This window comes from Sphingomonas sp. KR3-1, assembly GCF_040049295.1.
Lineage (GTDB): Bacteria > Pseudomonadota > Alphaproteobacteria > Sphingomonadales > Sphingomonadaceae > Sphingomonas.
The window spans coordinates 406,071-430,136 of the sequence record NZ_JBDZDQ010000002.1 but is presented as its reverse complement, the minus strand read 5'-3'; the positions used below and the strand labels follow the sequence as shown (position 1 = coordinate 430,136).

Sequence of the window (24,066 nt, the reverse complement as noted above, 5' to 3'; positions counted from 1 at the left end):
AAAACAAGAAATATCTGATTCTACGGGGTGGGGATTCCGTTCTTGTCTGCGTCTCATGCACTCTTCCGCGAGGAAGCAGTCAAATATCGTGCCGATAGACTGCACGGCGAAGTAAATATCGCCGTTCCGTTATCCTGGCAGGCTATTGGCTTCTTGATAATCGTCGCACTTGGCATCGCGCTGGCGTTCCTCGCCACTGCTTCCTATGCCCGTGTCGCAACCGTGAGCGGCGCAATCACGCTCGATACCGGGATGGCGACCATCGTGCCGTCGCGCGCCGGCATCGTCGCTGCGGTCCGCGTTCGCGAAGGCCAGCGCGTCGCGGCGAACGCGCCGCTGCTCGACATCCGCGCGGAGGAATCGCAGTCGAACGGCGCGACCGCCCCCGAGCGAATCCGCGACGCCCTCGGCGTGCAGGACCAGCGCCTGTCGCGCCAGGGCGAGTTCATCCTCCAGGCGGCCGACGCCGAGCGCGCGCAATTGGCTGCGCAGGCGACGGGCCTTGCCGGCGAGTTGCAGAGCCTTGAAGCGCAGCTGGCCGATCAGCAACGCCTGGTCGCCAGCGCCCGCACCGATTTCGAAAGTGCCCGTCAGATCGCCGACCGCGGCTATATCAGCCGCCGCGATCTCGACACGCGCGAAGCCGCGCTGCTTTCACGCCAGCAGCAACTGTCCCAGCTGGAGCAGTTGCGCGCGAGCAAGCGCTCGGACCTGCTCAAGACCCAGCGGGCGATCGCGCAGTCCGCAGCGCAGGCGGAGGCACAGATGGCCGGCAACCAGTCGAACCGCGCCGAACTCCTGCAGCAGATCGCGCAGGCGGACGTCGCGCGGGGCTATCAGCTCACCGCGCCGATCGGCGGAACCGTGAGCGCCCTCACCGCGCGCCTGGGCCAGCCCGCCGCGCTCCAGCAATCGCTGATGACGATCGTTCCCGACGGTGCGCAGACCCGGGTCGAGCTCTACGTCCCCACCGCTGCCGCAGGCTTCCTGGCGCCCGGCCAGGAAGTGCGCCTGGCCGTGGACGCCTTTCCCTATCAGCAATTCGGCACGATCACCGGCAAGATCAGCGAAATCGCGGGGGCGCCGATTTCGCGCCAGGGGCCGAACGGGCCGACGCCCTTCTATCTCGTCACCGTCCAGCTCGCGCATCCCTGGGTGCGGGCGTTTGGGCGCCAGCAACCGCTTCTGCCCGGCATGACGCTGACCGCGCGGATCGTCACCGAGCGACGGAGCCTGATCCAGTGGTTGTTCGAACCTCTTTTCGCGGTACGCAATCGATGAGCCATGGACTTGATCTGGGCCTGTTCGGCCGCCGCCGCGTTCGCCTGGTGCGCCAGACCGAGGTGGCGGAATGCGGCCTCGCCTCGCTCGCCATGGTGGCCAATTTCCATGGCTTCGGCACCGATCTCGGCACGCTGCGTCGGCGCTTCCAGCCTTCGCTGCGCGGTGCCGCGCTCAAGTCGCTGATCGGCATGGCCGACGCGGTAGGGCTCACCTCGCGTGCAGTGAAGCTGCCGCTCGATCAGCTCGGCAATCTCCACCTGCCCGCGATCCTGCACTGGAACATGAACCACTATGTGGTGCTCGAGACCGTGCGTGGCGGCAAGGCGCTGGTCCATAATCCCGAGGGCAGCTCGCGCTGGCTTTCGCTGAGCGAGATCTCGAACCACTTCACCGGCGTCGCGCTCGAACTGCGCCCGGCGGAGGATTTCACGCCGGCGAACCAGCGCCAACACCTGCGGCTGCGGCAGCTCTGGCGACACATCACCGGCCTCAAGCGCGCCATGGTGCAGACGCTGGTGCTGAGCCTGGTGATGCAGGCCTTCGTGCTCGCCTCGCCCTATTACATGCAGGTGGCACTGGACAGCGTGCTGCCCGCAATGGACCGCGATCTGCTCGCAGTGCTGGCGCTCGGCTTCGGACTGTTCACGCTGATCAATGCGGGTGCGTCGCTATTGCGCTCGTTCGTGCTGCTCTCGGCAGGCACGGCGCTGGGCTACGGCGTCGCCGCGAACGTCGCACGGCGCCTCCTGCGCCTGCCGGTGTCATGGTTCGAGAAGCGCCATGTCGGCGACGTGCTGTCGCGCTTCCAGTCGATCCAGCCGATCCGCCAGTTTCTCACCGAAGGCGCCGTGGGCTCGGTGCTCGACGGCAGCCTCGCGATCTTCACGCTCGCGATCATGTTCTTCTACAGCCCGGCGCTGGCACTCGTCGCGCTCATCGCCTTCGGCCTTTACGGCCTTGTCCGTGCGCTCACCTTCGCTGCCCAGCGCGAGGCGCAGGAAGAAGCGATCATGATGTCGGGCAAGGAACAGTCGACGATGATCGAGTCGTTGCGCGGGATCGTCACCCTGCGGCTGTTCAACCGGGAAGCGGCGCGCCACGCGCTGTGGCAGACGCGGCTCACCGATGCGATGAATGCCAGTGCGTCGCTCTCGCGCCTCGCCGCATGGCAGTCGACCGCGAACACGCTGATCTTCGGGGTCGAGATGATCGTCGCGACTTGGCTGGCCATCGGCTTCGTGCTCGATGGCGGATTCAGCGTCGGCATGATCTTCGCCTATATGGCCTACAAGACGCAGTTCCTGCAGCGCGCCGCGTCGCTGATCGACCAGGGGATCGCCTTCAAGATGCTCGGGCTGCACCTCGAGCGGCTTTCCGACATCGCGCTCGCCGACCAGGATGTGAGTTTCACGCGCGAGGCACTGCCGCGCGAAACCCCAATGGAGGGCGCGATCGCGCTGCGCGGCATCAAGTTCCGCTACAGCCCGACCGACCCTCTCGTGCTCAACGGACTCGACCTGGACGTTGCTCCGGGAGATCATGTCGCGATCACCGGGCCGTCGGGCGGAGGCAAGTCGACCCTGGTCAAGATCCTGCTGGGCCTGGCCGAACCCGACGAAGGCGAAGTGCTGATCGACGGCGTGCCGCTGCACCGCTTCGGCCACAAGAACTATCACGACCAGATCGGGGCGGTGCTGCAGGACGACCATCTGTTCGCAGGCAGCCTGGCCGAGAATATCGCGCTGTTCGACGATGCGCCCGACATGGCGCGGATCGCCGAGGCGGCCACGGTCGCGGCGCTGCACGACGACATCGCGGCGATGCCGATGGGCTATGAAACGCTGGTCGGCGACATGGGCTCGTCGCTGTCGGGCGGCCAGAAGCAGCGCCTGCTGCTAGCCCGCGCCCTCTATCGCAAGCCCCGCGTGCTGGTGATGGACGAGGGGACGTCGCACCTCGACCCCGCGCGCGAGCAGGCGGTCAACGCCGCAGTGGCGCAACTCGGCATCACCCGGGTGATCATCGCGCACCGGCTTGAGACGATCCTGTCGGCGCAGCGCATCTATGCGGCGCGCGGCGGCGTGCTCGAGGACATCACCAGTCAATTCGCTCCCATTCGCGAACAGCTGAGGGCCAACGCGGGATGAGCAAGGCTGATGGGATCAGCACATCAAGACTTCGCCCTTTTCGATCGGTGTTATTCCGTGAATATTTTGCCGAGATTTTTTCGTTATATTCGCATTAATTTGAATAACACCAAACTGATCTAGTTAAACTTGCAAAACCAATATCAAATTAAGAAACATCATTTGACAGAACAAAGCCCTGATAACATCATCAATTCTACTGCGAATCGCAGCATTTATTGAACGACAATAGGGTGATTACCATGCCTTCTACGATTTGCGCCCTTACCATTGAAGATATCGACCTTGTCGATGGCGGCAGCAGCGTCACCGAAGCATTCATGGCCGGTGTCGCAGGCATGAGCGCAGCGCGGACTGTTGCCGCTCTTGCCGGCGCGTCTTCGGGAGGAACTGGCGCGGCGGTCGTCCTGGTCGGCGGCTTCGCTGTCGGCGTCGCGCTCTACTACATTACCGACTGATATCACGGGGGAAATATCATGCAGGAACTTACCCTTCGGGAAATCGAGCAGATCGACGGCGCGTCGCTTCAGGGCGCTGCCCTGGTTTGCGGCGCAGTCGTTCTTGGGGCGGCCTTTGGCGTTATTGCAGCGCCCGCGATCGCCGCGGGCGTAGCCGCAGGCGCGATCGGCGGCGCGGCGAGCGCCGGCATCGTCAGCACCGGCCTGTGGAACGCCTTCAACTGATCCGGCGGAAGAATCTCCTGGCAGCCCCGGGAGATTTTCGAATGAGGTACCGATGAAAGTGGTTGCCAATCTGATCGTAGCAGGAGCGATCCTGTTGTTCGTGGAGCTCTTCGCCCGCACCCATGCCTGGCCCTATGCGGTTCTCCCTGCCGCCTTGCTGGCAGGCTGGCTCGTCGTGGCTTGGCAGAACCGGAATCGGACAAGGGGTCAGACCGGCCGCTGATCGGAGCTGAATGCCACCGCATCGCAAATTCAGACCATCGGCCGCGCGACGATCATGCAGGTCGCCGGCCGGCAAGGAAGGAACTCGTCATGCACAATTCCAAAGGAACGCCGCTCTCGGCCAATGAAGTCAATGCCGTATCGGGCGGCCTGATCATCATCCCGGTGATGATCCCGGTGGCGGAAGCTGCCCAGGCCCTTGCGGGGGCGATCGCGGCAGCCGCAGGCGCCGCGGCGGCCGCTGGGGGCGCAGCCGGAGACGCCGCGGCCGGACTGGCCCTCTAGCACTGGCCGGCGGGGAGCCGAGCCCCGCCGACAGCAGGCAATCGAAAGAAGCGAAACGCTCCCGCCGAAAGGCGGCGGGAACGAACCCTGCCGCGCGTTCACACGGCAGCCATTGGAAGGAGTTCGCCATGTCTCATGTCATCGAGAATCTGGCGGTCGACGAGATCGCCCTGGTTGCCGCCGGCGCGTCCGTCACACCGCCGACATGCCCCTATCCGCCGGGCTTCGACCCGACCGGATCGGACCCCTGGTTCCCCTGGGGTCCCTGGGGGCCGCCCGAACCTCCATTCTTTCCGGATGAGCCGGCGCTCTGATCGCCGTGCCGTCCCTCCCATTCCTCACAGCGCCAAGGAGAGCATGATGCGCGACTTGAACGAAGCCGAAATCGAAAAGGCCAATGGCGGCCTGAGCAACGACCATATTCCCACTTTCCCGGGCGATCCGTTCCCTGGTCCGTGGGATCCCTTCCCCGGCCCCGGCATGCCCGGGCCGACCAATCCGCTCCCGCCGGAGCTTCCCTACAATTGAGGCACACCGAAACGGGTCGCCGGAAACGTCCGGCGCGCCCGTTCCGGCGCAAGGGATGCCGGCTTCTGCACCCGGCATTCGTCACGACATGCAGACTAGAAAGGGGATGACCATGACGACGACTGCAATGACCAACAGCGACATCCACGAACTCTCACTCGCGGAAGTCGACGCGATTTCGGGCGCTTCGCACGAAGTGGCCGAGGCATTTCTCATCGGCGCCGGTGCGGGCGCATTGATCGGCGGCTTTGCTGGCCCCGAGGGCGCCGCAGTGGGCGTGCTCGTCGGCGGCCTTGTCGGCGTCGCGCTCTACGAAATGCGCTGATTTAACAACCACAACAAATTTTCAGGAGAGAAATCATGATCACGCAGCAGAACCTCATCGCCGAACTCACCCCTGCCGAATTCGACCTCGTCGACGGCGGCAACATGGACGACGCCTATAACTTCGCCGCTGGCGCGGCCGTTGGCGGCGCCATCGGCTTCCTGATCGCCGGGCCCGCCGGTGCGGTGGTAATCGGGGCGGCCTATGGCGCCTGGGGTGTCGCGCTCGGCCGCGACGGCGTGCTCAATTGAGCAACCAGGCCGAGGCCAGGGCCAAGGCGTTCCCGGTACAGGTCGGCGGCGGATTGCTGCTGATCGCCGGGACGCTGCACGCCGGTCCGGCGCTGGCAATCCCGGTCATCGTGCTGACGCTCGGAACCCTGTCGGTCCTGCTGTGGACTCGGCACCGCGCAAAGCACGATTGACCCGATCGGCAAGATGGCGGGCGGCTGTGCCCGGGCCGCGCGGCCGAGCCGCGCCGTCCGTCATCCCTCGAACTGGTGGGACGAAACATGCGAACTTTGAACGACATCGAAATCGAGCAGGCGAATGGCGGCCTGAGCAACGACCATATTCCGACCTTCCCGGGCGATCCGTTCCCTGGCCCGTGGGATCCCTTCCCCGGCCCCTGGGATCCTTTCCCCGGCCCGGGCCTGCCGGGACCGACCTTCCCGCTGCCGCCGGAACTTCCGTTCAACTAAGCGCGGCAGCTCGACAAGAAACTGGCGCGGAGGCAACTCCGCGCCTTTTCCGTCGGCAAGACAGATCGACCGAGCCTATTCCTCGCCCATCCGGAGCGCCGCGATAAAGGCCTCCTGCGGGATCTGCACCGAGCCATACTCGCGCATCCGCTTCTTGCCTTCCTTCTGCTTTTCCAGAAGCTTCCTTTTACGCGTGATGTCGCCGCCATAGCATTTGGCGGTCACGTCCTTGCGCATCGCCGCGATGGTCTCGCGGGCGATCACCTTGCCGCCGATCGCCGCCTGGATCGGGATCTTGAACAGATGGCGGGGGATCAGGTCCTTCAGTCGCTCGCACATGCCGCGACCGCGCGTCTCGGCGGTGCCGCGGTGGACGATCATGCTCAGCGCGTCGACCGGCTCGCCATTGACCATGATCGACATCTTGACGAGGTCGCCCTCGCGATAGCCGATCTGCTCATAGTCGAAGCTGGCATAGCCACGGCTGATCGACTTGAGGCGATCGTAGAAGTCGAACACCACTTCGTTGAGCGGCAGCTCATAGGTGAGCTGGGCGCGACCACCGACATAGGTCAAGTCGCGCTGGATGCCGCGGCGGTCCTGACAGAGCTTGAGGATCGAGCCGAGATATTCGTCGGGCACGTAGATCACCGCCTTGATCCATGGCTCCTCGATCTCGTCGATGCGATTGGGGTCGGGCATGTCGGCGGGGTTGTGCAGCTCGATCGTGCGCGCCTCGGCCTCGCCGGCCGCCTTGGACAGGCGCAGGCGATAGACCACCGAGGGGGCAGTGGTGATCAGGTCGAGGTCATATTCGCGGGTGAGGCGTTCCTGAATGATCTCCAGGTGTAGCAGCCCAAGGAAGCCGCAGCGGAAGCCGAAGCCGAGCGCGGCCGACGTTTCCATCTCGAACGAGAAGCTGGCGTCGTTAAGGCGCAGCTTCGAGATGCTCTCGCGCAGCTTCTCGAAATCGTTGGCATCGACCGGGAACAGGCCGCAGAAGACGACCGGCTGGACTTCCTTGAAGCCCGGCAGCGCCTCGGCAGCGGGCCGCTTGGCGTCGGTCAGCGTGTCGCCGACGCGGGCCTGGGCGACTTCCTTGATCTGTGCGGTGATGAAGCCGATCTCGCCGGGGCCGAGGTCGGGCAGCTGCTCGATCTTGGGACGGAAGGCACCGACGCGGTCGATCAGGTGCGTGGTGCCCGCGGCCATGAACTTGATCTGCTGGCCCTTCTTGATCGTGCCGTCGATCACGCGGACCAGGATGACGACGCCGAGATACGGATCGTACCAGCTGTCGACCAGCATCGCCTTAAGCGGCGCATCCGCATCACCCTTGGGCGCCGGGATCCGTTCGACGATCGCGTCGAGGATCTCGTCGATGCCGATGCCGGACTTGGCGCTGGCGAGCACCGCGTTCGACGCGTCGATACCGATGATCTCCTCGATCTCGTGGCGCACCTTTTCGGGCTCGGCCGAAGGGAGATCGATCTTGTTGATGACCGGGATAATCTCGTGATCATGCTCGATCGACTGGTAGACGTTCGCCAGCGTCTGCGCCTCGACGCCCTGCGCCGCGTCCACCACCAGCAGCGCGCCCTCACAGGCGGCCAGGCTGCGCGAGACTTCATAGGCGAAGTCGACGTGACCCGGCGTGTCCATCAGGTTGAGGACATGGCCCTTCCACTCCAGGCGCACGGTCTGCGCCTTGATGGTGATGCCGCGCTCCTTCTCGATGTCCATATTGTCGAGCACCTGAGCGGACATCTCGCGCTCGGACAGGCCGCCGGTGCGCTGGATCAGCCGATCGGCCAGCGTCGATTTGCCGTGGTCGATGTGCGCGATGATCGAGAAGTTGCGGATCTTGGAAAGTTCAGTCGCCATAATCCGCGCGCGTTAGCAGGCGCGGGGCTGTGCCGGAACCCCCGGCGTCATCGCGGATTGCATCGCCATGGAACTGCGCATCGGTACCGCTGCCTGGGCATTGCCCCGCGACGTGCGCGACAGCTTCCCGCCAGGCGCCAGCAATATCGCGCGCTATGCCGGCTGCTTGCGCGCGACCGAGATCAATTCGAGCTTCTACCGCCCCCACCGCCGCGCTACCTATGAACGCTGGGCAGCGAGCGTGCCGGCCGACTTCCGCTTCGCCGTGAAGCTGCCCCGGTCGATCACCCACGAGGCACGGTTCGTCAATTGCGCGGCGGCGCTCGCCCGCTTCGCCGAGGAGACCGCTGGACTCGGCGGCAAGCGCGGTCCGGTGCTGGTGCAGCTGCCGCCCAGCTTCGCTTTCGACGCTGTGCCGGCGGAACGGTTCTTTGCCCAGCTGAGTGAGATCGTCGGCGGCTCGGTTGCGCTCGAGCCGCGCCACGCGAGCTGGTTCGCGCCTGAAGCCGAGGCATTGCTGGTCGCCCACCGCATCGCCCGCGTCGCCGCCGATCCCGCGCCGGTACCCGAGGCGGCAGTGCCCGGCGGCTGGCCCGGCCTCGCCTATTTCCGGCTGCACGGCAGTCCGCGCATCTATTGGTCCGCCTATGACGCAACGGCGCGCGCCGGCTGGATGGAAAAGGCGTGCGCCACTGGCGCCAGGGAGTGCTGGGTCATATTCGACAACACCGCCAGCGGTGCCGCCACGAAGGACGCGCTCGCCTTTTCTCACGAAACCTCGGCCTAGGCCCCTGCGCCGTTGCGACTTCTGCAATTCCTCCGAAACGCTTTTCCCGCTATCGCGCGTCGGTCCACAAAAGAGAGGGGGAACTATCATGACCTCGAAGTCCGCACGCATCGCAAAGCTGCTCATGGCTTCGGCCGCGCTGCTCGGCGCCGGCCAGGCCTATGCCCAGCGCCAAGCCAAGCCGACCAAGGGCCAGAAGATGCAGGAAGCCGCCGTGACCGACGTGCCGCATTGCGCGCGCAAGCTCGGCACGCTCTCGATCGTCGACGGCGACGATCCCAGCGGCTGGACCCAGTATCAGCTCGCGCCGCCCGCCAAGCTGCTGAAGGTGCTGGTGCAGCGCTCGGGCTGCTTCAACCTCGTCGACCGCGGCTCGGGCCTGCAGGCTGCGTCGCGCGAGCGCGCGATTGGCGGCAATCTCGGCCTGCAGCGCGGCTCGAATGTCGGCCAGGGCCAGATCAAGGCCGCCGATTATGTGCTCGTCGCCGAGGTGCAGGGCGCCAACAGCAATTCGAGCGGCAGCGGCCTGGGTGGTGCGATCGGCGGCCTGCTCGGCGGCCGGACGGGCGCAGCGATCGGCGGCGGCATCAAGTCGCGCAAGCTCGAGGCGAACACCGTGCTCTCGCTCACCAATGTCCGCACCACCGAGACGATCGCGGTGCAGGACGGCTATTACGCGAAGAACGACATCTCGTTCGGCGCCGGTGGCGGCGTCGGCTTCCTCGGCGGTGCGCTCGGTGCAGTTGGCGGCGGCTATGAGAACACCGATATCGGCCGGATCGTGACGCTGTCGTTCATCCAGGCCTATTCGAAGATGGTCATCGATCTCGGCCTCGTCCAGCCCGGCGACGCCGGCACCGCGCAGGCTGCCCCGGCCAAGACCTTCACGGCGCAGGGCCCCGTGGCGATGCGCACCGCTCCCGCCGCGACGGGCAAGATCATCCGCACGCTGCCGGTCGGCTCGATCGTCTATCCGACGGGCAACAAGAACGGCCTGTGGTGGGAAGTCGCCGACGAGAACGACAATGTCGGCTGGGTGCTGAACACCAAGCTGGCACCGTCCAACTGAGGCAAAACCGGGCGGCGCGATGCGGCGCTCGCCCGGTTTCCCGGAAACGAAAAAGGGCCCGGTGGCGGATCTGCCACCGGGCCCTTTTCTGTTCGTGATCCCAGCTTAGCGGGTGCGGCCGGTCAGCGAGACGCCGATGACGCGCGGCTCGTTGAGCACGGCGGCCATGTAGTTCTCGATCACGCCCTTGAGGTTCTTCTCGTTCGTGATGTTGCGGGCGAAGGCCGCGACTTCCCAGCTGCCGTTGCCGCCGGTGTAGCCGATCTTCAGACCGCCCTCGAAGTTGCCGTTCGAGTAGAACTCGTCGGTCTTGTAGAGCACGTAGTTGGTGTAGCCCTGCAGGTTCCAGTCGGTCGAGATGAAGACCTTGGAGCTGTCGCTGACCGGGATGTCATACCGCGCCGTGGCGTTGAGGTTGTATTCCGGCGCGTTCGGCAGCGGGTTGCCGTCGATCTGCGCGAAATAGGCCGGGGCGCCGAACACGGTACGGGTCACGATCGGATCGTTCACCGTGCAGACGAGCACGCCATTGAGCGCGCAGGCCTGGGCATAGACGCGCTTGTCCTTGATCTCGGTGTGGAGCCAGCTGGCACCCAGCGAGACCTGGAAGTTGCGCACAGGGTGGATGTTCAGCTCGGCTTCGACACCGTAGGCCTCGGCCTTGTCGGCGTTGAACAGCACGCCGTTGCCGTTCGAGTCGTTGCCGTTCAGCTGGATGTCGTTGACGTTGTAGTAGAAGCCGGTGAGGTTGAAGCGCACCTTGTTGTCGAACAGGCGCGACTTGATGCCGGCTTCGTAGGAGAGGATCGTCTCGGAATTCGCCGTGGTGAAGTCCGAGTTGAACACGGCCGAGCGGCCCTGGATCGTCGGGCCGCGGAAGCCGCGGGCGACACGGGCATAGACGCTCAGATCGTCGCTCGCCTCATAGAGCGCGCTCACGTCCCAGCTGGGTTGCGTGTCCGACATGCGGACATGGCGGCGACCGGTATAGGTGACGGCGTTCGTCGCGGTGTTGGCGGTCTTGAGCAGATCGGTGGTCTTGGTGTCCTCGGTCACGCGCACGCCGGCGGTGAGGCGGAACTTCGGCGTGATCTGGTAGCTCGCTTGGCCGAAGCCCGCCCAGCTGGTGTTCACGTCGTGCAGGCGCACCCAGTTGTTCGGGTTGTTGTTGGCGCCGAGCAGGAACCAGGCGCGCTGGTAGAACTCGGTGATGTCGCGGCTGTCGAAATACATGCCGCCGATCTGCCACTTGAACGGGCCCTCGCCGTTGCTGGAGAGGCGCAGTTCCTGCGTCCACTGGTCGAGATCGGCCAGGCGGCCCATCGACTCGCCATAGCCGTTGGGCGAGCCGCCGACTGGGAAGTCCGCCGCAGCGCCGCCGTCGGTATCACCGCGGCTATAGCCCGACGAGGTCTCATAGGCAGTGATCGAGGTCAGCGTGACCGGGCCGAAATCGAAGCTGTTGTTCCACGACATGCCGTAGGTGTTGTAATCCTGCGGATTGTCCATCGCCTCGTCGAAGCGGACCGTGGTGCGCGAGACGTTGGAGACGTCGTTCGAGCCCTTCTTGAGCGCCTGGCGCAGGAACAGGGTCGAGGTACCATTGTAGTTGCGCATGTGCGCCGAGAAGAGCGAGGTCCAGTCCTCGGTCGGCTTGACCAGCAGCTGGATGCGCGCGTCGCGCTCGTCGAAGCCGCCCATCGCGTTCTTGCGCGGGCCGTTGGTGCCGTCGAGGCTCGGGCCTGCATAGGCGTTGTCGACATAGTTTTCGCGGTGCTGGTACAGGCCCGAAACGCGGATCGCGACATTGTCGGCCAGCGGGCCGCCGATGCCGACATCGGCGTTGATGCTGTTGTAGCTGCCATAGCTCAGCGTGCCGCGCGCATCGAGCGCGTCGAGCGTCGGGCGGACGGTGTCGAACTTGACGATGCCGGCGGTGGTGTTGCGGCCGAACAGCGAGCCCTGCGGGCCACGCAGCACTTCGACGTGATCGAGGTCATAGACCGGGTTCGACTTGAGCACGACATGCTCGAGCACCACGTCGTCCTGGATGATCGACACGGGCTGCGAGGCGCCCAGGTAGAAATCGATATTGCCGAGGCCGCGGATGTAGAAGCGCGGGAAGATGCGGCCGGTAGTCGTCTCTGCGTAGAAGCTCGGCACCTTGCCCGAGAGCGAGAGCAGCGTGTCGTCGCCGGCGGCGGCGAAGTCGCGCGCGTCCTGGCCACCGATCACCGCGACCGACACCGGGGTGGTCTGCTGGTTCTCGGAGCGGCGCTCGGCGGTGACGACGATCTCGGTCGGCTCGTTGTCGGCGGCGGGGGTGGCGCTGTCCTGCGCCTGGGCGGTGCCGCTGATCGCGAGCGCGCCGAAAGCCGCGCCGAGATAGAGCGCGGTCTTGGTGATCCGGGTATGCATCTGGTGTTTCCCTGCTGTGCGGCCGGCGCGCAAAAGCCCGCGATCCCGCATGCACGGAATCGCGTGATCACCACGCCGGACATCCTGTTTTCGAAGCTTTTGTCAGCTCCTTGCCCGGGCGGTTAGGATCGGATTGTGTACGCGGCGTGACAGAATTGCGGAATTTTTCGCACCTGCAACATCAAGCTGTGGACGACTCGTCGATCTGCGCCAATTCAGCCTGCACTGCCTCGATCGCGGCGATCGCCTTGGCGAAGCGCTCCTCGTCCTGCCCCGAGACGAGCGCCCAGCGCACCCCGCGCCGCTCGAGCTCGGCCTTGCTCAGGTCGAAGAATTTCTGCCGCAATTCCTGCGTGCCGAACATCCGCGTGCCGTCCGGGCGCCAGGCCATGTCGATATCGAACAGCAGGTAGAGATCGGCGGTGCCCTGCCATTCGTCGAACCAGGGATCGCGCTCGCCGAACAGCATGTCGGCCCAGACCGCGGTCATCAGCGGATCGGTGTCGAGCACCAGCGGCCTGAACCCCGCTGCGATCATCGTGCGCATGCCGGCATCGTGGGTCTTCGCGATTTCGAGCAGGTCCTGCATCGTGAAGTCGATGCCCCGCGCCTCGGCATATTCGCGGCCATATTCGTCGACCACCTCGCCGCCGAGATGTGCGGCGATGCGGGGGGCGAGCGTGGACTTGCCGGTGCTTTCGGGCCCGTGAAGGCAAATGGAACGCAGTTTCATGCCGTCTTCTTGATCCAGTCGAGGAGTCCCCGGACCGCGAGGACCAGGAGAATCGCATAGAGTATCGTCGTAGGCCAGATTTCCTTTACGGCGAACAAAGGCACCGCAAACAGGTCCGCCGCGATCCACAGCACCCAGCTTTCCCATTTGCGGCGCGACTGCAGGATCTGCGCGGCGATGCTGATCACGGCGATGCTGCCGTCCCACCATGGATAGGCTGCGTCGGTGTGCGTGTGCATCAGCCAGCCCCAGCCTGCCGCGGCGGCGGCGCATATACCGGCCGCGAGAATGCGTCCGCGCCCGCTCAGCCGCTCGACCTGCACCTCGCCGCTTTCGGCGCGCGAGCGGGCCCAGTTCCACCAGCCATAGAGGTTGACCGCCAGATAGAAGAGCTGGAGCAGCGCGTCGCTGTAGAGCTTCTGCCCGAAGAAGACCCAGGCGTAGAGCGAGACCGCGACCAGCGCGAAGGGATAGTTCCACATGCTCCGCCGCACGACGAGCGCCACGTTGACCAGCACAAGAACGGCAGCGGCGATTTCGATCGAGCTCACTGATACGGCCTAGCAACAATCCGGGCGCGCCGTCGAGAGGGTTGCCCTCCCCTGCCTTGCCGCTACGGTGAGCGCCTAGATCGCGGGAGGAGAGGCCCTTTGCGTCATGTCGCGGTGATCGGTTCGGGACCAGCAGGCTATTATACGGCCGAGGCCTGCCAGAAGGTGTTCGGCGACGAAGTGAGGGTCGATATCCTCGACCGGCTGCCGGTGCCCTTCGGGCTGATCCGCACCGGCGTGGCGCCCGATCACCAGTCGATCAAGGGCGTGTCGCGGCGCTACGAGGCGGTGGCGCTCACCGACAATGTCCGCTTCGTCGGCAATGTCACGCTGGGCAAGGACGTCTCGCTCGACGAGCTGCGCGAGCTGTACGACGCCGTCGTGCTCGCCACCGGCGCGCCGCATGACCGCAAGCTGGAGATTCCTGGCGCCGAACTGCCCGGCGTGGTCGGCTCGGCCGCATTCGTCGGCTGGTATAACGGCCATCCCGACTATGCCGATCTCCACCCACCGCTCGACGGCCCCGCGGTGGTGATCGGCAACGGCAATGTCGCGCTCGACGTGGCACGCGTGCTCGCCAAGGCCGAGGACGAGTTGGAAGGCTCGGACATCGTGCTCCATGCGCTCGATTCGCTGCACGGCTCGCATGTCCACAGCATCACCCTGCTCGGTCGGCGCGGGCCGCACCAGATCGCGATGACGCCCAAGGAGCTGGGCGAGCTCGGCGAGCTGGCACACGCCGTGCCCGTGGTAGATCCCAGCGATTTCCCGCCGGTGGAAGACGATGGCGTGCTCGACCCCGGCCAGCGCAAGTCGGTCGGCCATCTGCGCCGCTATGCCCAGGGCATGCCCGAGAAGCCGATCCGCATCGTCTTCGACTTCTTCGCGATGCCGGTCGCGATCGAAGGCGAAGGCAAGGTCGAGCGGGTGATCGTCGAGCGTACCGCGCTGGGTCTGGACGGCAGCGCGCACGGCACCGGCGAGACCTATGCGATTCCCGCCAGCCTGGTGGTGAGCTGCATCGGCTATCGCACCCCGCCGATCGAGGGCGTGCCCTATGACGACAAGGCGGGGCGCTTCGCCAATCTCGACGGGCGGGTGCTGCCCGGCCTCTACGCGGTCGGCTGGGCGCGGCGCGGGCCGACGGGGACGATCGGCACCAACCGGCCCGACGGCTTCGCGATCGCTGAGAAGATTGCCGAGGATATCGCAGAGGGTTCGGGCAAGGCCGGGCGGCCGGGGCTCGACGCGCTGCTCGAACGGCGCGGGGTGGACCTCGTCACCTTCCGCGACTGGCAGAAGATCGACGCCGCCGAGATCGCCGCGGCCCGCATCGGGGCGCCGCGCGAGAAGTTCGTTTCGGTCGATGCGATGCTGGGTGCGAGGAAAAGCTGATGCGAAAGCTGATTCAGCGGCTTGCGTGACTCAAATAGCGTGGTTATAGGCGCCCCCTCGCAGTCGGGGTTCGCCCCGGAGGCGCCGGTCGGGGAATAGCTCAGCCTGGTAGAGCACTGTCTTCGGGAGGCAGGGGCCGGAGGTTCGAATCCTCTTTCCCCGACCAATTTCTTTCCCGCTAATTTCAGCACTTACAGCGGTGTGACCACCAGGGGTCACGGGGCGCTTGGGTGCGCCTCCATCTGCTGCTAGGCGCCCGCGCATGCTTTCCTTCCGCGACATCACCATCCGGCTTGGCGGCCGCGCGATCATCGAGAACGCCTCCGCGGCGATCCCGCCGCGCGCCCGAGTCGGCTTCATCGGCCGCAACGGCGCCGGCAAGTCGACGCTGATGAAGGCGATCGCCGGGATGATCGAGACCGACAACGGCTCGGTCGACATCCCGAAGACCGCCCGCTTCGGCTATCTCCGCCAGGACGCCCCCAGCGGCCAGACCAGCGCCTTCGACACCGTGCTCGAAGCCGATGTAGAGCGCGCGGCGCTGCTGCTCGAGGCCGAGACGCAGCATGATCCGGACCGGCTGGGCGAGATCTACGACCGGCTCGACCAGATCGACGCCTATGAGGCCCCTGCCCGCGCCGGACGCATCCTCAAGGGCCTGGGCTTCGACGAGGACATGCAGGCGCGGCCGATGGACTCGTTCTCGGGCGGCTGGCGGATGCGCGTGGCGCTGGCCTCGCTGCTGTTCCTCAACCCTGATATCCTGCTGCTCGACGAGCCTTCGAACCACCTCGACCTCGAGGCGGTGATGTGGCTCGAGGGCTTCCTGCGCGCCTATCGCGGCACGATCCTGCTGATCAGCCACGAGCGCGACCTGCTCAACAACGTCGCCGACCATATCCTCCACCTCGATCGCGGCCAGACCACGCTCTATGTCGGCGGATACGACGCGTTCGAGCGGCAGCGGGCCGAGCGGCTGGCGCAGCAGGCGGCGGCGCGCGAGAAGCAGGTGGCCGAGCGCGAGAAGCTGCAGGCCTTTGTCGATCGCTGGCGGGCCAAGGCCAGCAAGGCCAAGCAGGCGCAGAGCCGCGTCAAGGCGCTGGAGCGGATGCAGCCGATCGCGGCGGTGGCCGAGGATCCGAGCATGCGCTTCGACTTCCCGAGCCCCGTAGGCCTGCGCCCGCCGCTGCTGACGCTCGATCACGCCGCGGTCGGCTATGAGGAAGGCAAGCCGATCCTCTCGCGGCTGGGGCTGCGGCTCGACCCCGACGACCGGATCGCGCTGCTTGGCCGCAACGGCAACGGCAAGACCACGCTGGCGCGCATGATCGCCGGCGAACTGCCGGTAATGTCGGGCGAAATGACCACCGCCACCAAGCTGACGGTCGGCTATTTCACCCAGTATCAGGTCGAGGAACTCGATCCCGACGCCACGCCGATCGAGACGATGGGCCGGGTGATGAAGACCGCGACGCCGGTGCAGGTGCGCAGCCAGCTCGGCCGGTTCGGCTTCTCGGGCGACAAGGCGCTGACCAAGGTCGGCAAGCTTTCGGGCGGCGAGCGGGCGCGGCTGGCGCTGGCGCTGGTCACCCATAACGCCCCGCACCTGCTGATCCTCGACGAGCCGACCAACCACCTCGACGTCGATACCCGCGAGGCGCTGGTCCAGGCGCTGGCCGAGTTCAAGGGCGCGGTGGTGCTGGTCAGCCACGACCGGCACATGCTCGAGCTTGTCGCCGACCGGCTGTTCCTCGTCGACGGGGGGACCGCCCGGGAATATGATGGAACCATAGAGGATTACGCCGCCTTTGTCGTATCCGGGAAGCCGGCGCCGGGCACGCCTGCGGCCAGCAAGAAGGACGAACGCAAGGCGGGCGCCCAGGCGCGCGAGGCTTCGGCCGGGCTGCGCAAGGCAGTGAGCGACGCCGAGGACAGCATCTCCAAGGCGCAGAAGGCGCTGGCCGAGCTCGACGCGGCGCTGGCCGGCAAGCCGCCCAAGTGGCTGAAAACACTGTCGATGGGCGAGCTGATGAAGCGTCGCGGCGAGGTCGAGGGGCAACTCGAGGAAGCCGAGGCGACCTGGCTGCGGGCGACCGAGACGCTCGAGTCGGCGAACTAGACCTTCCGGACACCGAAAGGACGCTGCGTACAGGCCCAGGCCTGGTCCCCCGCGCTGGTCGGCGGACCACGCCGGGGAGAGCGAAATCCCCCGACGACCGGACACTACGGACGCTTATGTATAGACACGTTCCCTCCCGACGCATGCTGGGAGGGATGAAGCCGCTTACTTCATCTCCGCCCATTTGTCGTAGGCCGCCAGCGCCTTGGCGGGACCGGTATTGTACCAGCTATAGCCGTTGCGGCGCTCCTGGCTGAGCTCGTTGACCTCGGTGTGGATCGAGCGGTCGCGGTCGCCGAAGATCGGCTTGCCGGTCTGGATGTCGTAATAGCGCGACCAGAGCGGCCCCGCGCCAGGCTTGTCGACCAGCTTGCGGCCGTCACTGCCCTTTTCGAAGACCACACCGTACACCGCATGCGCCTTGAGCCAGGCGGCACCGTCATTCACCGCGGCGACGACCGAGGGCGAGCGGCCCGCCTGCTTCATCAGGAAGATCAGCAGGTCGGCGCTCTCGTCGGAGGACAGAGCGATCGGCTCGAAATTGCGCGCGCCAGCGGGCGCGAGGGTGAGCGCATCGTGCTGCTGGCCCCAGACGGTGCGCTTGCCGTCGACCACCACCTGGGTCTTGAGGATCACCTGGATCGCGCGGTTGCACGCCGCCCGCGCCTCGCCGGCGAGCGCTTCGGACACAAAGGCATAGTCGCCCTGGCGGCGCGCGACATCGGCGAGCACGGTCACCACCGAGGAGAGCGCATCGTCGTTGAAGGTGAGCGCATCGTGATAGCCGCCCTGGAGCGGATAGATTTGCGGCCAGCCGCCATTGGGGAACTGCGCGTTCAGGAGATAGCGAATGCCCTTGAGGAAGCTCTCGCGATACTTGTCGCCCTCGGCGCCCGGAACCGCCGCCTGGACGCGGGCGAGGAAGCGCAGCTCCGAGGTGGTGGCGTTGTTGTCGATCGTGCCGACATAGCTCCAGTCCTCGTCATCGCCGGTGCGGGCATTGGCGGGGAGATGCTCGACCGCGACATAGAGCTGGCCCTTCACCCGGGCCGGGCCGTCGCGATCGACATTCTTGCCCCAGCCGCCCGCGGGCGTCTGGAAGCTGACGATATTGTCGGCGACGCGGCGCGCGGTGGCGCTGGCATAGAAGGCGGCGGGCTGCTTGGCGTCCATGCCGCTGCCGCCCGACTTGCCGGGAGCCGGCGGCGCGGGGACCTCGGTAAGGCCCTGACGCTCGGCGGCGAGCGCCGCCTTGTCGGCGGCCATCAGCGCGGTCGAGCGATCGAGATAGACGTTCCAGGCGCGCTGCTGGACGATGGGGAGCGCGGCAATCCGCGCCTTGGTGATCGGCTCGGCGGGGGTCATGTGGCCGATGACTTCGACCGCAGCATATGCCACCGGTGTCATCGCTGCAGCTGCGAGAAGCGCGATCTTGGCGATACGAATCATTGTCCCCTCCGATTTTGGTTTGCGCAGAGAATAGCGGGTGATGGATTTCCGTCCATACCCCTCGCTAGGGGATGAAAATGGCGCATGCGAAGGCGCGAAGAGAAGGATTGTTCGCGCAGAGGCACGGAGGGTCGCCGGCGCTTCGTCCGGCCCTTCCGTCATCCCGGCGAAAGCCGGGATCTCAGGCGAAGGCGCGGGACCGGAGCCGCACGAGATCCCGGCTTTCGCCGGGACGACGGGAAAGGGAGCGACGCGGCAGAGAAACCCTGGGCGCCGGAATTCGCCGGGAGCGAAAGCTAGAGGGTTGGTCAGCCCAAAGCCGTCCCCGGGTGGCGCGCGCCGGCCCCTCCACCACCGCTTCGGCGGCGGTCACCCTCCCCGAGCTAGCTCGGGGAGGAATTGGGTGGAATGCAAAACGGGCGAGGAGTTGCCCCCTCGCCCGCTCCGCAGCCCTGCACTGACGCGCCTACTCGTAGCGCAGAGCGTGAACCGGATTGGTACGGGCGACGCGGAATGCGTGTGCCCCGATGGTTAGCACGGCGATCACCAGCGCCGCCGCGCCCGCGGCGACGAAGGGGACCGGGCCGAGGGTGATCCGCGTGTCGAACTGGTTGAGCCAGCCGCGCATCGCCCACCAGGCGACCGGCCAGGCGATCAGATTGGCGATCAGCACCGGCCGGCTGAACTGCCAGACCAGCAGCCGCACGATATCGGCGGTGCGCGCGCCGAGCACCTTGCGGATGCCGATCTCCTTGGTGCGCTGCTCGGCGGTGAAGGCGGCGAGGCCGAACAGGCCGAGGCAGCCGATCACCACCGCGAGCACCGCGAACACGCCGAACAGCTGCGCCCGCGTCTCGTCGGCATTGTAGACGTCGTGGACGAGATCGGTGACGTAATCGGCCTTGTAGGGGATATCGGGGACGAGCCGCTTCCAGACCTGCTCGATGCGGGCGTTGACCTGCTTCGGGTCGCCGTTGATCCGCACCATCATCTGCGAATAGCCCTTGTTCTGGTAGAAATAGATGATCGGCTGGATCGGATCGCGCGCGGTGCGGTAGCGGACGTCGCCGACCACGCCGACCACGGTTGCCGGCATCAGCGCGACGCCGGGGCTCATCATGTCGGCCTGGACCTGCTGCCCGACCGCCGCGGCGGGATCGCTGAAGCCGAGCCGGCGTGTCGCCTCCTCGGTGAGGATCACGTTGATCCCGCGCGCGACCAGCTTGTTCTCGAACGCGACATCGGTGGGCGTCGGCGTGGTCGCATCGTCCATCGCGATCGCATCGGAGAAGTTGCGGCCGGCGACCTGGCGCATGCCCATCGTCGGGATCGCATGCGCGTCGATCCCGTAGATGCCGAGCTCGACCTGCTCGCCGCCGGGGCGCTGGACACTGGTGCTGGAATTGTTGCCGGTCTGGAGGCCGAGCACCACCTGCGCGGCATCGACCACGCCGGGGGTGCGGCGCAGTTCCTCGAGCAGCGAGCCCATCACCGCCTGGACCTGGGGCCGGCCGGTGCCGCTGACCTGGAGCAGGCCGTCGCGCTTGTAGCCCGCGTCGACGCTGCGGGCGTAGAGCGTCTGGCCGTAGACCACCGCGGTGCAGATGATCAGCCCGATCGACACCGCGAACTGGGTGATCACCAGCAGGCTGCGCAGCCGCCCGCTCCCCTCGGCGTTCGCCGCGGACTTGTTGGCCTTGAGGATCTTGGCCGGCTGGAAGCGCGAGAGATAGAGCGCCGGATAGAGGCCACCGGCGAGGCCGACGAGCAGCGTCAGCCCGAGCACGGGGAGCAGTACGCCGTGCACGCCGAAATAGCTGAAGGTGATGCCGGTATCGAGAAAGGCGTTGAGCAGCGGCAGCGCCAGCTCGGTGATCGCAAGCGCGATCAGCGTGGCGATCGCCGAGACCAGCATCGATTCGCCGATGAACTGGGTGACCAGTTGGCGCCGCGTCGCGCCGAGCACCTTGCGCAGCGCCACTTCGCGGGCGCGCTGCGAGGCCCGGGCGGTGGCGAGGTTGGTGAAGTTCATGCAGGCCATGGCGAGGATCAGCAGCGCCACCACCGCGAAGGTGAGCACCGTGCCCGGCTCGGTGGTGACCGCCGGCCCCTTCGAGCTGCCGATATGGATGTCGCGGATGTTGACGAGGCCGAAATCCTCCTCGTCCGCCGGATTGACGCGCGGCCCGGGGCCGAGATCGTCGGGGATGTTGCGCTTTTCCCAGGCGGGCAGCTGCGCGTTGATCGCGGTGGGATCTGTGCCGGGCTTGAGCTTCACCCAGATCTGGCCGTTCTGCCAGCGCCAGGAGGTGACGGTGAGCGGCAGGCGGCGGAAATAGTCCTGCGGATCGATGCGCACGACGATCGTCATGCGGATCACGCTGTTCTTGGGCAGATCCTTGAACACGCCGGTGACGCGGTAGTCGGCGGTCATGTCGCCGCTGATCACGGTGAGCGTCTTGCCGATCGGATTGACGTTGCCATAGCGCTGCCTGGCCTCGCTCTCGCTCATCACCAGCGCGTGCGGATCATCGAGCGCGTGCTTGCCGTCGCCATAGACGAAGGGCACCTGGATCACGTCGAACAGGGGCCCATCGGTGAGCAGGCCGACGCGGGTGGTGGTCGGCTGTCCGTCCTGGACATAGATCGCGCCCTGGCCGGTGGTGTAGACCGCATGCTCGATCTGCGGGAAATCCTTCAGCAGCGCGGCCTTGGCAGTGTAGGCAGTAGTCTGCGACTGCCCGGCGGGGCGGCCGCCCTTGGTCGCGTGGAACCAGGTCTGGAACTGGTAGGTGTTCTCCGCGCCGGGCAGCCAGGCATTGTAGCTGAACTCGTAGCGGACATAGGTGAGGATCAGCAGGCAGGCGGCGATGCCGAGCGACAGCCCGAAGATGTTGATGAAGGCATAGACCTTGTTCTTTGCCAGGGCCCGGAGGCCTACGGTCACGTAATTGCGCCACATGGATCGGGTTCCTACTCGTAGCGAAGGGCGTGAATGGGATTGGCGCGGGCGGCGCGGAAGGCGTGGCCCGAGACGGTGGCGAGCGCGATGCCGAGCGCGAGCGCCCCGGCCAGCGCGAAGGGCGTCGGCGTGAGCGCGATGCGCGTGTCGAACCCGTTCAGCCAGTCGCGCATCGCCCACCACGCCACCGGCCAGGCGACGAGGTTGGCGAGCACCACCGGCTTGGAGAATTGCCAGGCGAGCAGCCGCACGATGTCGCGCACCTTGGCGCCGAGCACCTTGCGGATGCCGATCTCCTTGGTGCGTCGCTCGGTGGCGAAGGCGGCCAAGCTATAGAGGCCGAGGCAGGCGATCAGCACCGCCAGCCCGGCAAAGCCGGCGAACAGCGTGCCGCGCGCGCGATCGGCGGCATAGACCTGGGCGACGATGTCCTCGGCGAAGCGCGCCTCGAACGGGATCTCGGGCTCGAACTTCCGCCAGACCTTGCCGAGCCCGGCCAGCACCTCGCCCGGGCGGGCGGCGGCATAGCGGACGAGGACGGTGGCGGTCTTGTCGCTGTCGTTGGTGTAGACCAGCGGCTCGACCGGATCGCGCGCGGTGCGGAAGCGCGTGTCCTCGACGACGCCGACAATGGTCGAGGAGACCATCGCGGCGCCGTCGACCCCGACCTTGACCGTCTTGCCGATCGCCGCCTGGGGAGAGGCGAAGCCGAGCATCGCCGCGGCGTTGCGGTTCACGACGATGTTGACGCCGCGCTGGACGAGCGCGGCCTGAGCGGCCTCGGCGGGGATGCCGTCCTTCGCGCGCGGCATGGCGTCATTAGCGCGCTGGTCGCCGAGGAAGCGGCCGGCGAGCAGGCGCATGTCGAGCGTGCGGAACAGCTCGGCATCGACGCCGTAGACGCCCATCGAGAGCGATTCCGGCGCGCCGGGCGCGCGGACGGCGAGGATGTTGCGGTTCTGGGTGGCGACGCCGAGCGACGTGCGGCCGGCGGCGACGACGCCGGGGACGGCGAGCAGCTCGCGGCGGGCGGCCTCGTACTCGCCGTTGTCGCCGGCGAAGCGCCAGGCATTGTCGATCTGGATCAGCCCGTCGCGGCGATAGCCGGGATCGACGGTCTGGACGTAGCGGGTCTGGCTCCAGATCACCGCGGTGGAGGCGATCAGCCCGATCGCGATGGCGAACTGGAGAACGACCAGCGCCGAGCGCAGGCGGCCGCTGCCGGCGGTCTCGGCGGCGGACTTGTTGGCGCGCAGCACTTCGGCGGGCTGGAAGCGGCTGAGATAGAAAGCGGGATAGAGGCCGCCGAGCAGGCCGGTGGCGAGGAACAGGCCGATCGCCGGGAGCAGCATGCCGCCGGCGCCAAGATAGCGGACCGTGAGATCGGCATCGATCCAGGCGGCGAGCCAGGGCGTGGCGAGCTCGACCAGCGCGAGCGCGAGCAGCATCGCGGCGCCGGCCATCAGGAGGGATTCGCCGAGGAACTGGCCGATCAGCTGGCCGCGGGTGGCGCCGAGCACCTTGCGCAAGGCTACCTCGCGGGCGCGCTGGGTGGCGCGAGCGGTGGAGAGGTTGACGAAGTTCATCGCCGCCATGCCGAGGACGAGAAGCGCTACAATCGCGAAGGTGGCGAGCGTGCGCGGATCGCCGCCGGGGACGAGCGCGCTCTCCTGCGCGGTGCCGAGATGGACATCGGCGATCGGCACCAGCTTCAGGTCGAGAATGTCGGCCTTGGAGCGCAGCCGGCCGTCGACCAAGGTGGGCGGGATCGCGCGCTTTTCCCAGGCGGGCAGCGCGGCGTTGATCGCGGCGACGTCGGCACCGGCGCGCAGCCGGACATAATGCGCCTGGTTCATCGCGCCCCAGCCGCGAAAGGCGGGCGGCAGGCCGGCATCGTTGGCGGGATTGTAGCGGAAGATCACGCCGAGCCTGATGCTCGAATTCTTCGGCAGGTCCTTGAGCACGCCGGTGACGCGGAAGTCGACCTTCCCCGTGCCGGCGCCGAGCGTCATCAGCCGACCGGCGACGTCGGTGCGGCCGAATTCGCGGCGCGCCTCGGTCTCGGTCAGCACGATCGAGTTCATGTTGGGCAGCGCGGTCTCGGCCGAGCCGGCGACGAAGGGCAGCCGGAAGACCTGGAAGAAGCTGGGATCGACGGTGGTCGAATCGAGGAAGATCGCCTGGCCGCCGCGGGTGGTGACGGTTTGGCCGCTGCTCATCACGCTGAGTGCCTCGATCTGCGGGAAGCCCGCGGCAAACGTGTCGTGGACCGGATAGGGGCTGTTCTGCGAGCGGGCGATCGGCTGGCCGGTGGCGTGCCAGGTCGACTGGAGCTGGTAGACGCCCTCGCCGCCGGGGAGCCAGCGGTCGTAGCTGCGCTCATAGCCGATATAGTTGAGGATCAGCAGGCAGCCGGCCAGGCCGAGCGCCAGCCCGCCGATGTTGATCGCGGCATAGACGCGGTTGCGCGCCAGTAGCCTGAGCGCGATCAGCAGATAGTTGCGCCACATGGCCGCTCTCCCCCT

23 protein-coding genes and 1 tRNA gene are annotated in these 24,066 nt (G+C 66.6%); 17 read left to right on the top strand and 7 right to left on the bottom strand.

What is annotated here, in order from left to right:
• The first annotated feature begins 27 nt into the window (after positions 1–27).
• The 12 genes from ABLE38_RS13900 (at position 28) to ABLE38_RS13845 (ending at position 6,174) form a co-directional block, all read left to right on the top strand.
• The gene (locus ABLE38_RS13900) at positions 28–1,281 is read left to right on the top strand and encodes an HlyD family efflux transporter periplasmic adaptor subunit (protein ID WP_348974825.1); all 1,254 of its coding nucleotides are present in this window, start codon (positions 28–30) and stop codon (positions 1,279–1,281) included.
• Positions 1,278–3,431, top strand: a complete 2,154-nt coding sequence (locus tag ABLE38_RS13895; RefSeq protein ID WP_348974824.1) for a peptidase domain-containing ABC transporter — start codon at positions 1,278–1,280, stop codon at positions 3,429–3,431. The genes ABLE38_RS13900 and ABLE38_RS13895 overlap by 4 nt, the downstream gene beginning before the upstream one ends.
• A 218-nt stretch (positions 3,432–3,649) precedes the next feature.
• Positions 3,650–3,889, top strand: coding sequence for a hypothetical protein (locus tag ABLE38_RS13890; RefSeq protein ID WP_348974823.1), 240 nt, complete (start codon positions 3,650–3,652; stop codon positions 3,887–3,889).
• A gap of 18 nt (positions 3,890–3,907) precedes the next feature.
• On the top strand, positions 3,908–4,114 hold the full coding sequence (locus tag ABLE38_RS13885; protein WP_348974822.1) for a hypothetical protein: 207 nt from the start codon (positions 3,908–3,910) through the stop codon (positions 4,112–4,114).
• Between the two features lie 52 nt (positions 4,115–4,166).
• Positions 4,167–4,337 carry a hypothetical protein gene (locus tag ABLE38_RS13880; RefSeq protein ID WP_348974821.1) on the top strand — a complete coding sequence of 57 codons (171 nt, stop codon included), beginning with the start codon at positions 4,167–4,169 and terminating at the stop codon, positions 4,335–4,337.
• An 89-nt stretch (positions 4,338–4,426) separates the two neighbouring features.
• Positions 4,427–4,621 (top strand): hypothetical protein, encoded by a 195-nt coding sequence (locus ABLE38_RS13875; protein ID WP_348974820.1) that lies wholly within the window; start codon positions 4,427–4,429, stop codon positions 4,619–4,621.
• Positions 4,622–4,749: 128 nt separating this feature from the next.
• Entirely contained in the window at positions 4,750–4,935 is a 186-nt protein-coding gene (locus ABLE38_RS13870; protein WP_348974819.1) for a hypothetical protein, read from the top strand.
• Between the two features lie 46 nt (positions 4,936–4,981).
• Positions 4,982–5,149 (top strand): hypothetical protein, encoded by a 168-nt coding sequence (locus ABLE38_RS13865; protein ID WP_348974818.1) that lies wholly within the window; start codon positions 4,982–4,984, stop codon positions 5,147–5,149.
• Positions 5,150–5,261: 112 nt separating this feature from the next.
• Positions 5,262–5,474 (top strand): hypothetical protein, encoded by a 213-nt coding sequence (locus ABLE38_RS13860; protein ID WP_348974817.1) that lies wholly within the window; start codon positions 5,262–5,264, stop codon positions 5,472–5,474.
• 35 nt (positions 5,475–5,509) lie between these two features.
• The gene (locus ABLE38_RS13855) at positions 5,510–5,725 is read left to right on the top strand and encodes a hypothetical protein (protein WP_348974816.1); all 216 of its coding nucleotides are present in this window, start codon (positions 5,510–5,512) and stop codon (positions 5,723–5,725) included.
• The gene (locus ABLE38_RS13850; protein ID WP_348974815.1) at positions 5,722–5,898 is read left to right on the top strand and encodes a hypothetical protein; all 177 of its coding nucleotides are present in this window, start codon (positions 5,722–5,724) and stop codon (positions 5,896–5,898) included. Before ABLE38_RS13855 ends, ABLE38_RS13850 begins: the two co-directional genes overlap by 4 nt.
• 96 nt (positions 5,899–5,994) lie before the next feature.
• Positions 5,995–6,174, top strand: a complete 180-nt coding sequence (locus ABLE38_RS13845; RefSeq protein WP_348974814.1) for a hypothetical protein — start codon at positions 5,995–5,997, stop codon at positions 6,172–6,174.
• A gap of 75 nt (positions 6,175–6,249) precedes the next feature.
• Here ABLE38_RS13845 and lepA read toward each other — a convergent pair whose 3' ends face one another.
• Positions 6,250–8,058, bottom strand: coding sequence for a translation elongation factor 4 (lepA, locus tag ABLE38_RS13840; protein ID WP_348974813.1), 1,809 nt, complete (start codon positions 8,056–8,058; stop codon positions 6,250–6,252).
• Positions 8,059–8,125: 67 nt separating this feature from the next.
• Here lepA and ABLE38_RS13835 point away from each other — a divergent pair, with 67 nt between their 5' ends.
• Together ABLE38_RS13835 and ABLE38_RS13830 are read left to right on the top strand one after the other, a co-directional pair.
• Positions 8,126–8,845: a DUF72 domain-containing protein gene (locus ABLE38_RS13835; RefSeq protein ID WP_348974812.1), complete on the top strand. Its 720-nt coding sequence runs from the start codon at positions 8,126–8,128 to the stop codon at positions 8,843–8,845.
• Between the two features lie 88 nt (positions 8,846–8,933).
• Positions 8,934–9,914 carry a CsgG/HfaB family protein gene (locus ABLE38_RS13830; RefSeq protein ID WP_348974811.1) on the top strand — a complete coding sequence of 327 codons (981 nt, stop codon included), beginning with the start codon at positions 8,934–8,936 and terminating at the stop codon, positions 9,912–9,914.
• Positions 9,915–10,019: 105 nt separating this feature from the next.
• Here ABLE38_RS13830 and ABLE38_RS13825 read toward each other — a convergent pair whose 3' ends face one another.
• The 3 genes from ABLE38_RS13825 to pnuC form a co-directional block, all read right to left on the bottom strand.
• Complete coding sequence (locus ABLE38_RS13825) at positions 10,020–12,332, bottom strand: TonB-dependent receptor (protein WP_348974810.1); 2,313 nt, start codon at positions 12,330–12,332, stop codon at positions 10,020–10,022.
• Positions 12,333–12,513: 181 nt separating this feature from the next.
• Positions 12,514–13,065, bottom strand: a complete 552-nt coding sequence (locus ABLE38_RS13820; RefSeq protein ID WP_348974809.1) for an ATP-binding protein — start codon at positions 13,063–13,065, stop codon at positions 12,514–12,516.
• A complete protein-coding gene (gene pnuC, locus ABLE38_RS13815; RefSeq protein WP_348974808.1) occupies positions 13,062–13,616 on the bottom strand; it encodes a nicotinamide riboside transporter PnuC in 555 nt (184 codons plus the stop codon). Before pnuC ends, ABLE38_RS13820 begins: the two co-directional genes overlap by 4 nt.
• Positions 13,617–13,715: 99 nt before the next feature.
• Between pnuC and ABLE38_RS13810 the strand changes: the two genes are divergently transcribed.
• The 3 genes from ABLE38_RS13810 to ABLE38_RS13800 all read left to right on the top strand — a co-directional run bounded on the left by ABLE38_RS13810 (position 13,716) and on the right by ABLE38_RS13800 (position 17,130).
• A complete protein-coding gene (locus ABLE38_RS13810; protein WP_348974807.1) occupies positions 13,716–15,011 on the top strand; it encodes an FAD-dependent oxidoreductase in 1,296 nt (431 codons plus the stop codon).
• Positions 15,012–15,100: 89 nt separating this feature from the next.
• Positions 15,101–15,177: transfer RNA gene (locus ABLE38_RS13805), tRNA-Pro, on the top strand.
• A 96-nt stretch (positions 15,178–15,273) separates the two neighbouring features.
• The gene (locus ABLE38_RS13800; RefSeq protein WP_348974806.1) at positions 15,274–17,130 is read left to right on the top strand and encodes an ABC-F family ATP-binding cassette domain-containing protein; all 1,857 of its coding nucleotides are present in this window, start codon (positions 15,274–15,276) and stop codon (positions 17,128–17,130) included.
• A 165-nt stretch (positions 17,131–17,295) separates the two neighbouring features.
• On the opposite strand, the gene pelA is transcribed toward ABLE38_RS13800, so the two are convergent.
• The 3 genes from pelA to ABLE38_RS13785 form a co-directional block, all read right to left on the bottom strand.
• Complete coding sequence (gene pelA / locus ABLE38_RS13795; RefSeq protein WP_348974805.1) at positions 17,296–18,579, bottom strand: pectate lyase; 1,284 nt, start codon at positions 18,577–18,579, stop codon at positions 17,296–17,298.
• Positions 18,580–19,045: 466 nt separating this feature from the next.
• Positions 19,046–21,526 carry an ABC transporter permease gene (locus tag ABLE38_RS13790; protein ID WP_348974804.1) on the bottom strand — a complete coding sequence of 827 codons (2,481 nt, stop codon included), beginning with the start codon at positions 21,524–21,526 and terminating at the stop codon, positions 19,046–19,048.
• A 26-nt stretch (positions 21,527–21,552) separates the two neighbouring features.
• A complete protein-coding gene (locus tag ABLE38_RS13785; protein WP_348974803.1) occupies positions 21,553–24,051 on the bottom strand; it encodes an FtsX-like permease family protein in 2,499 nt (832 codons plus the stop codon).
• Positions 24,052–24,066 lie beyond the last annotated feature (15 nt).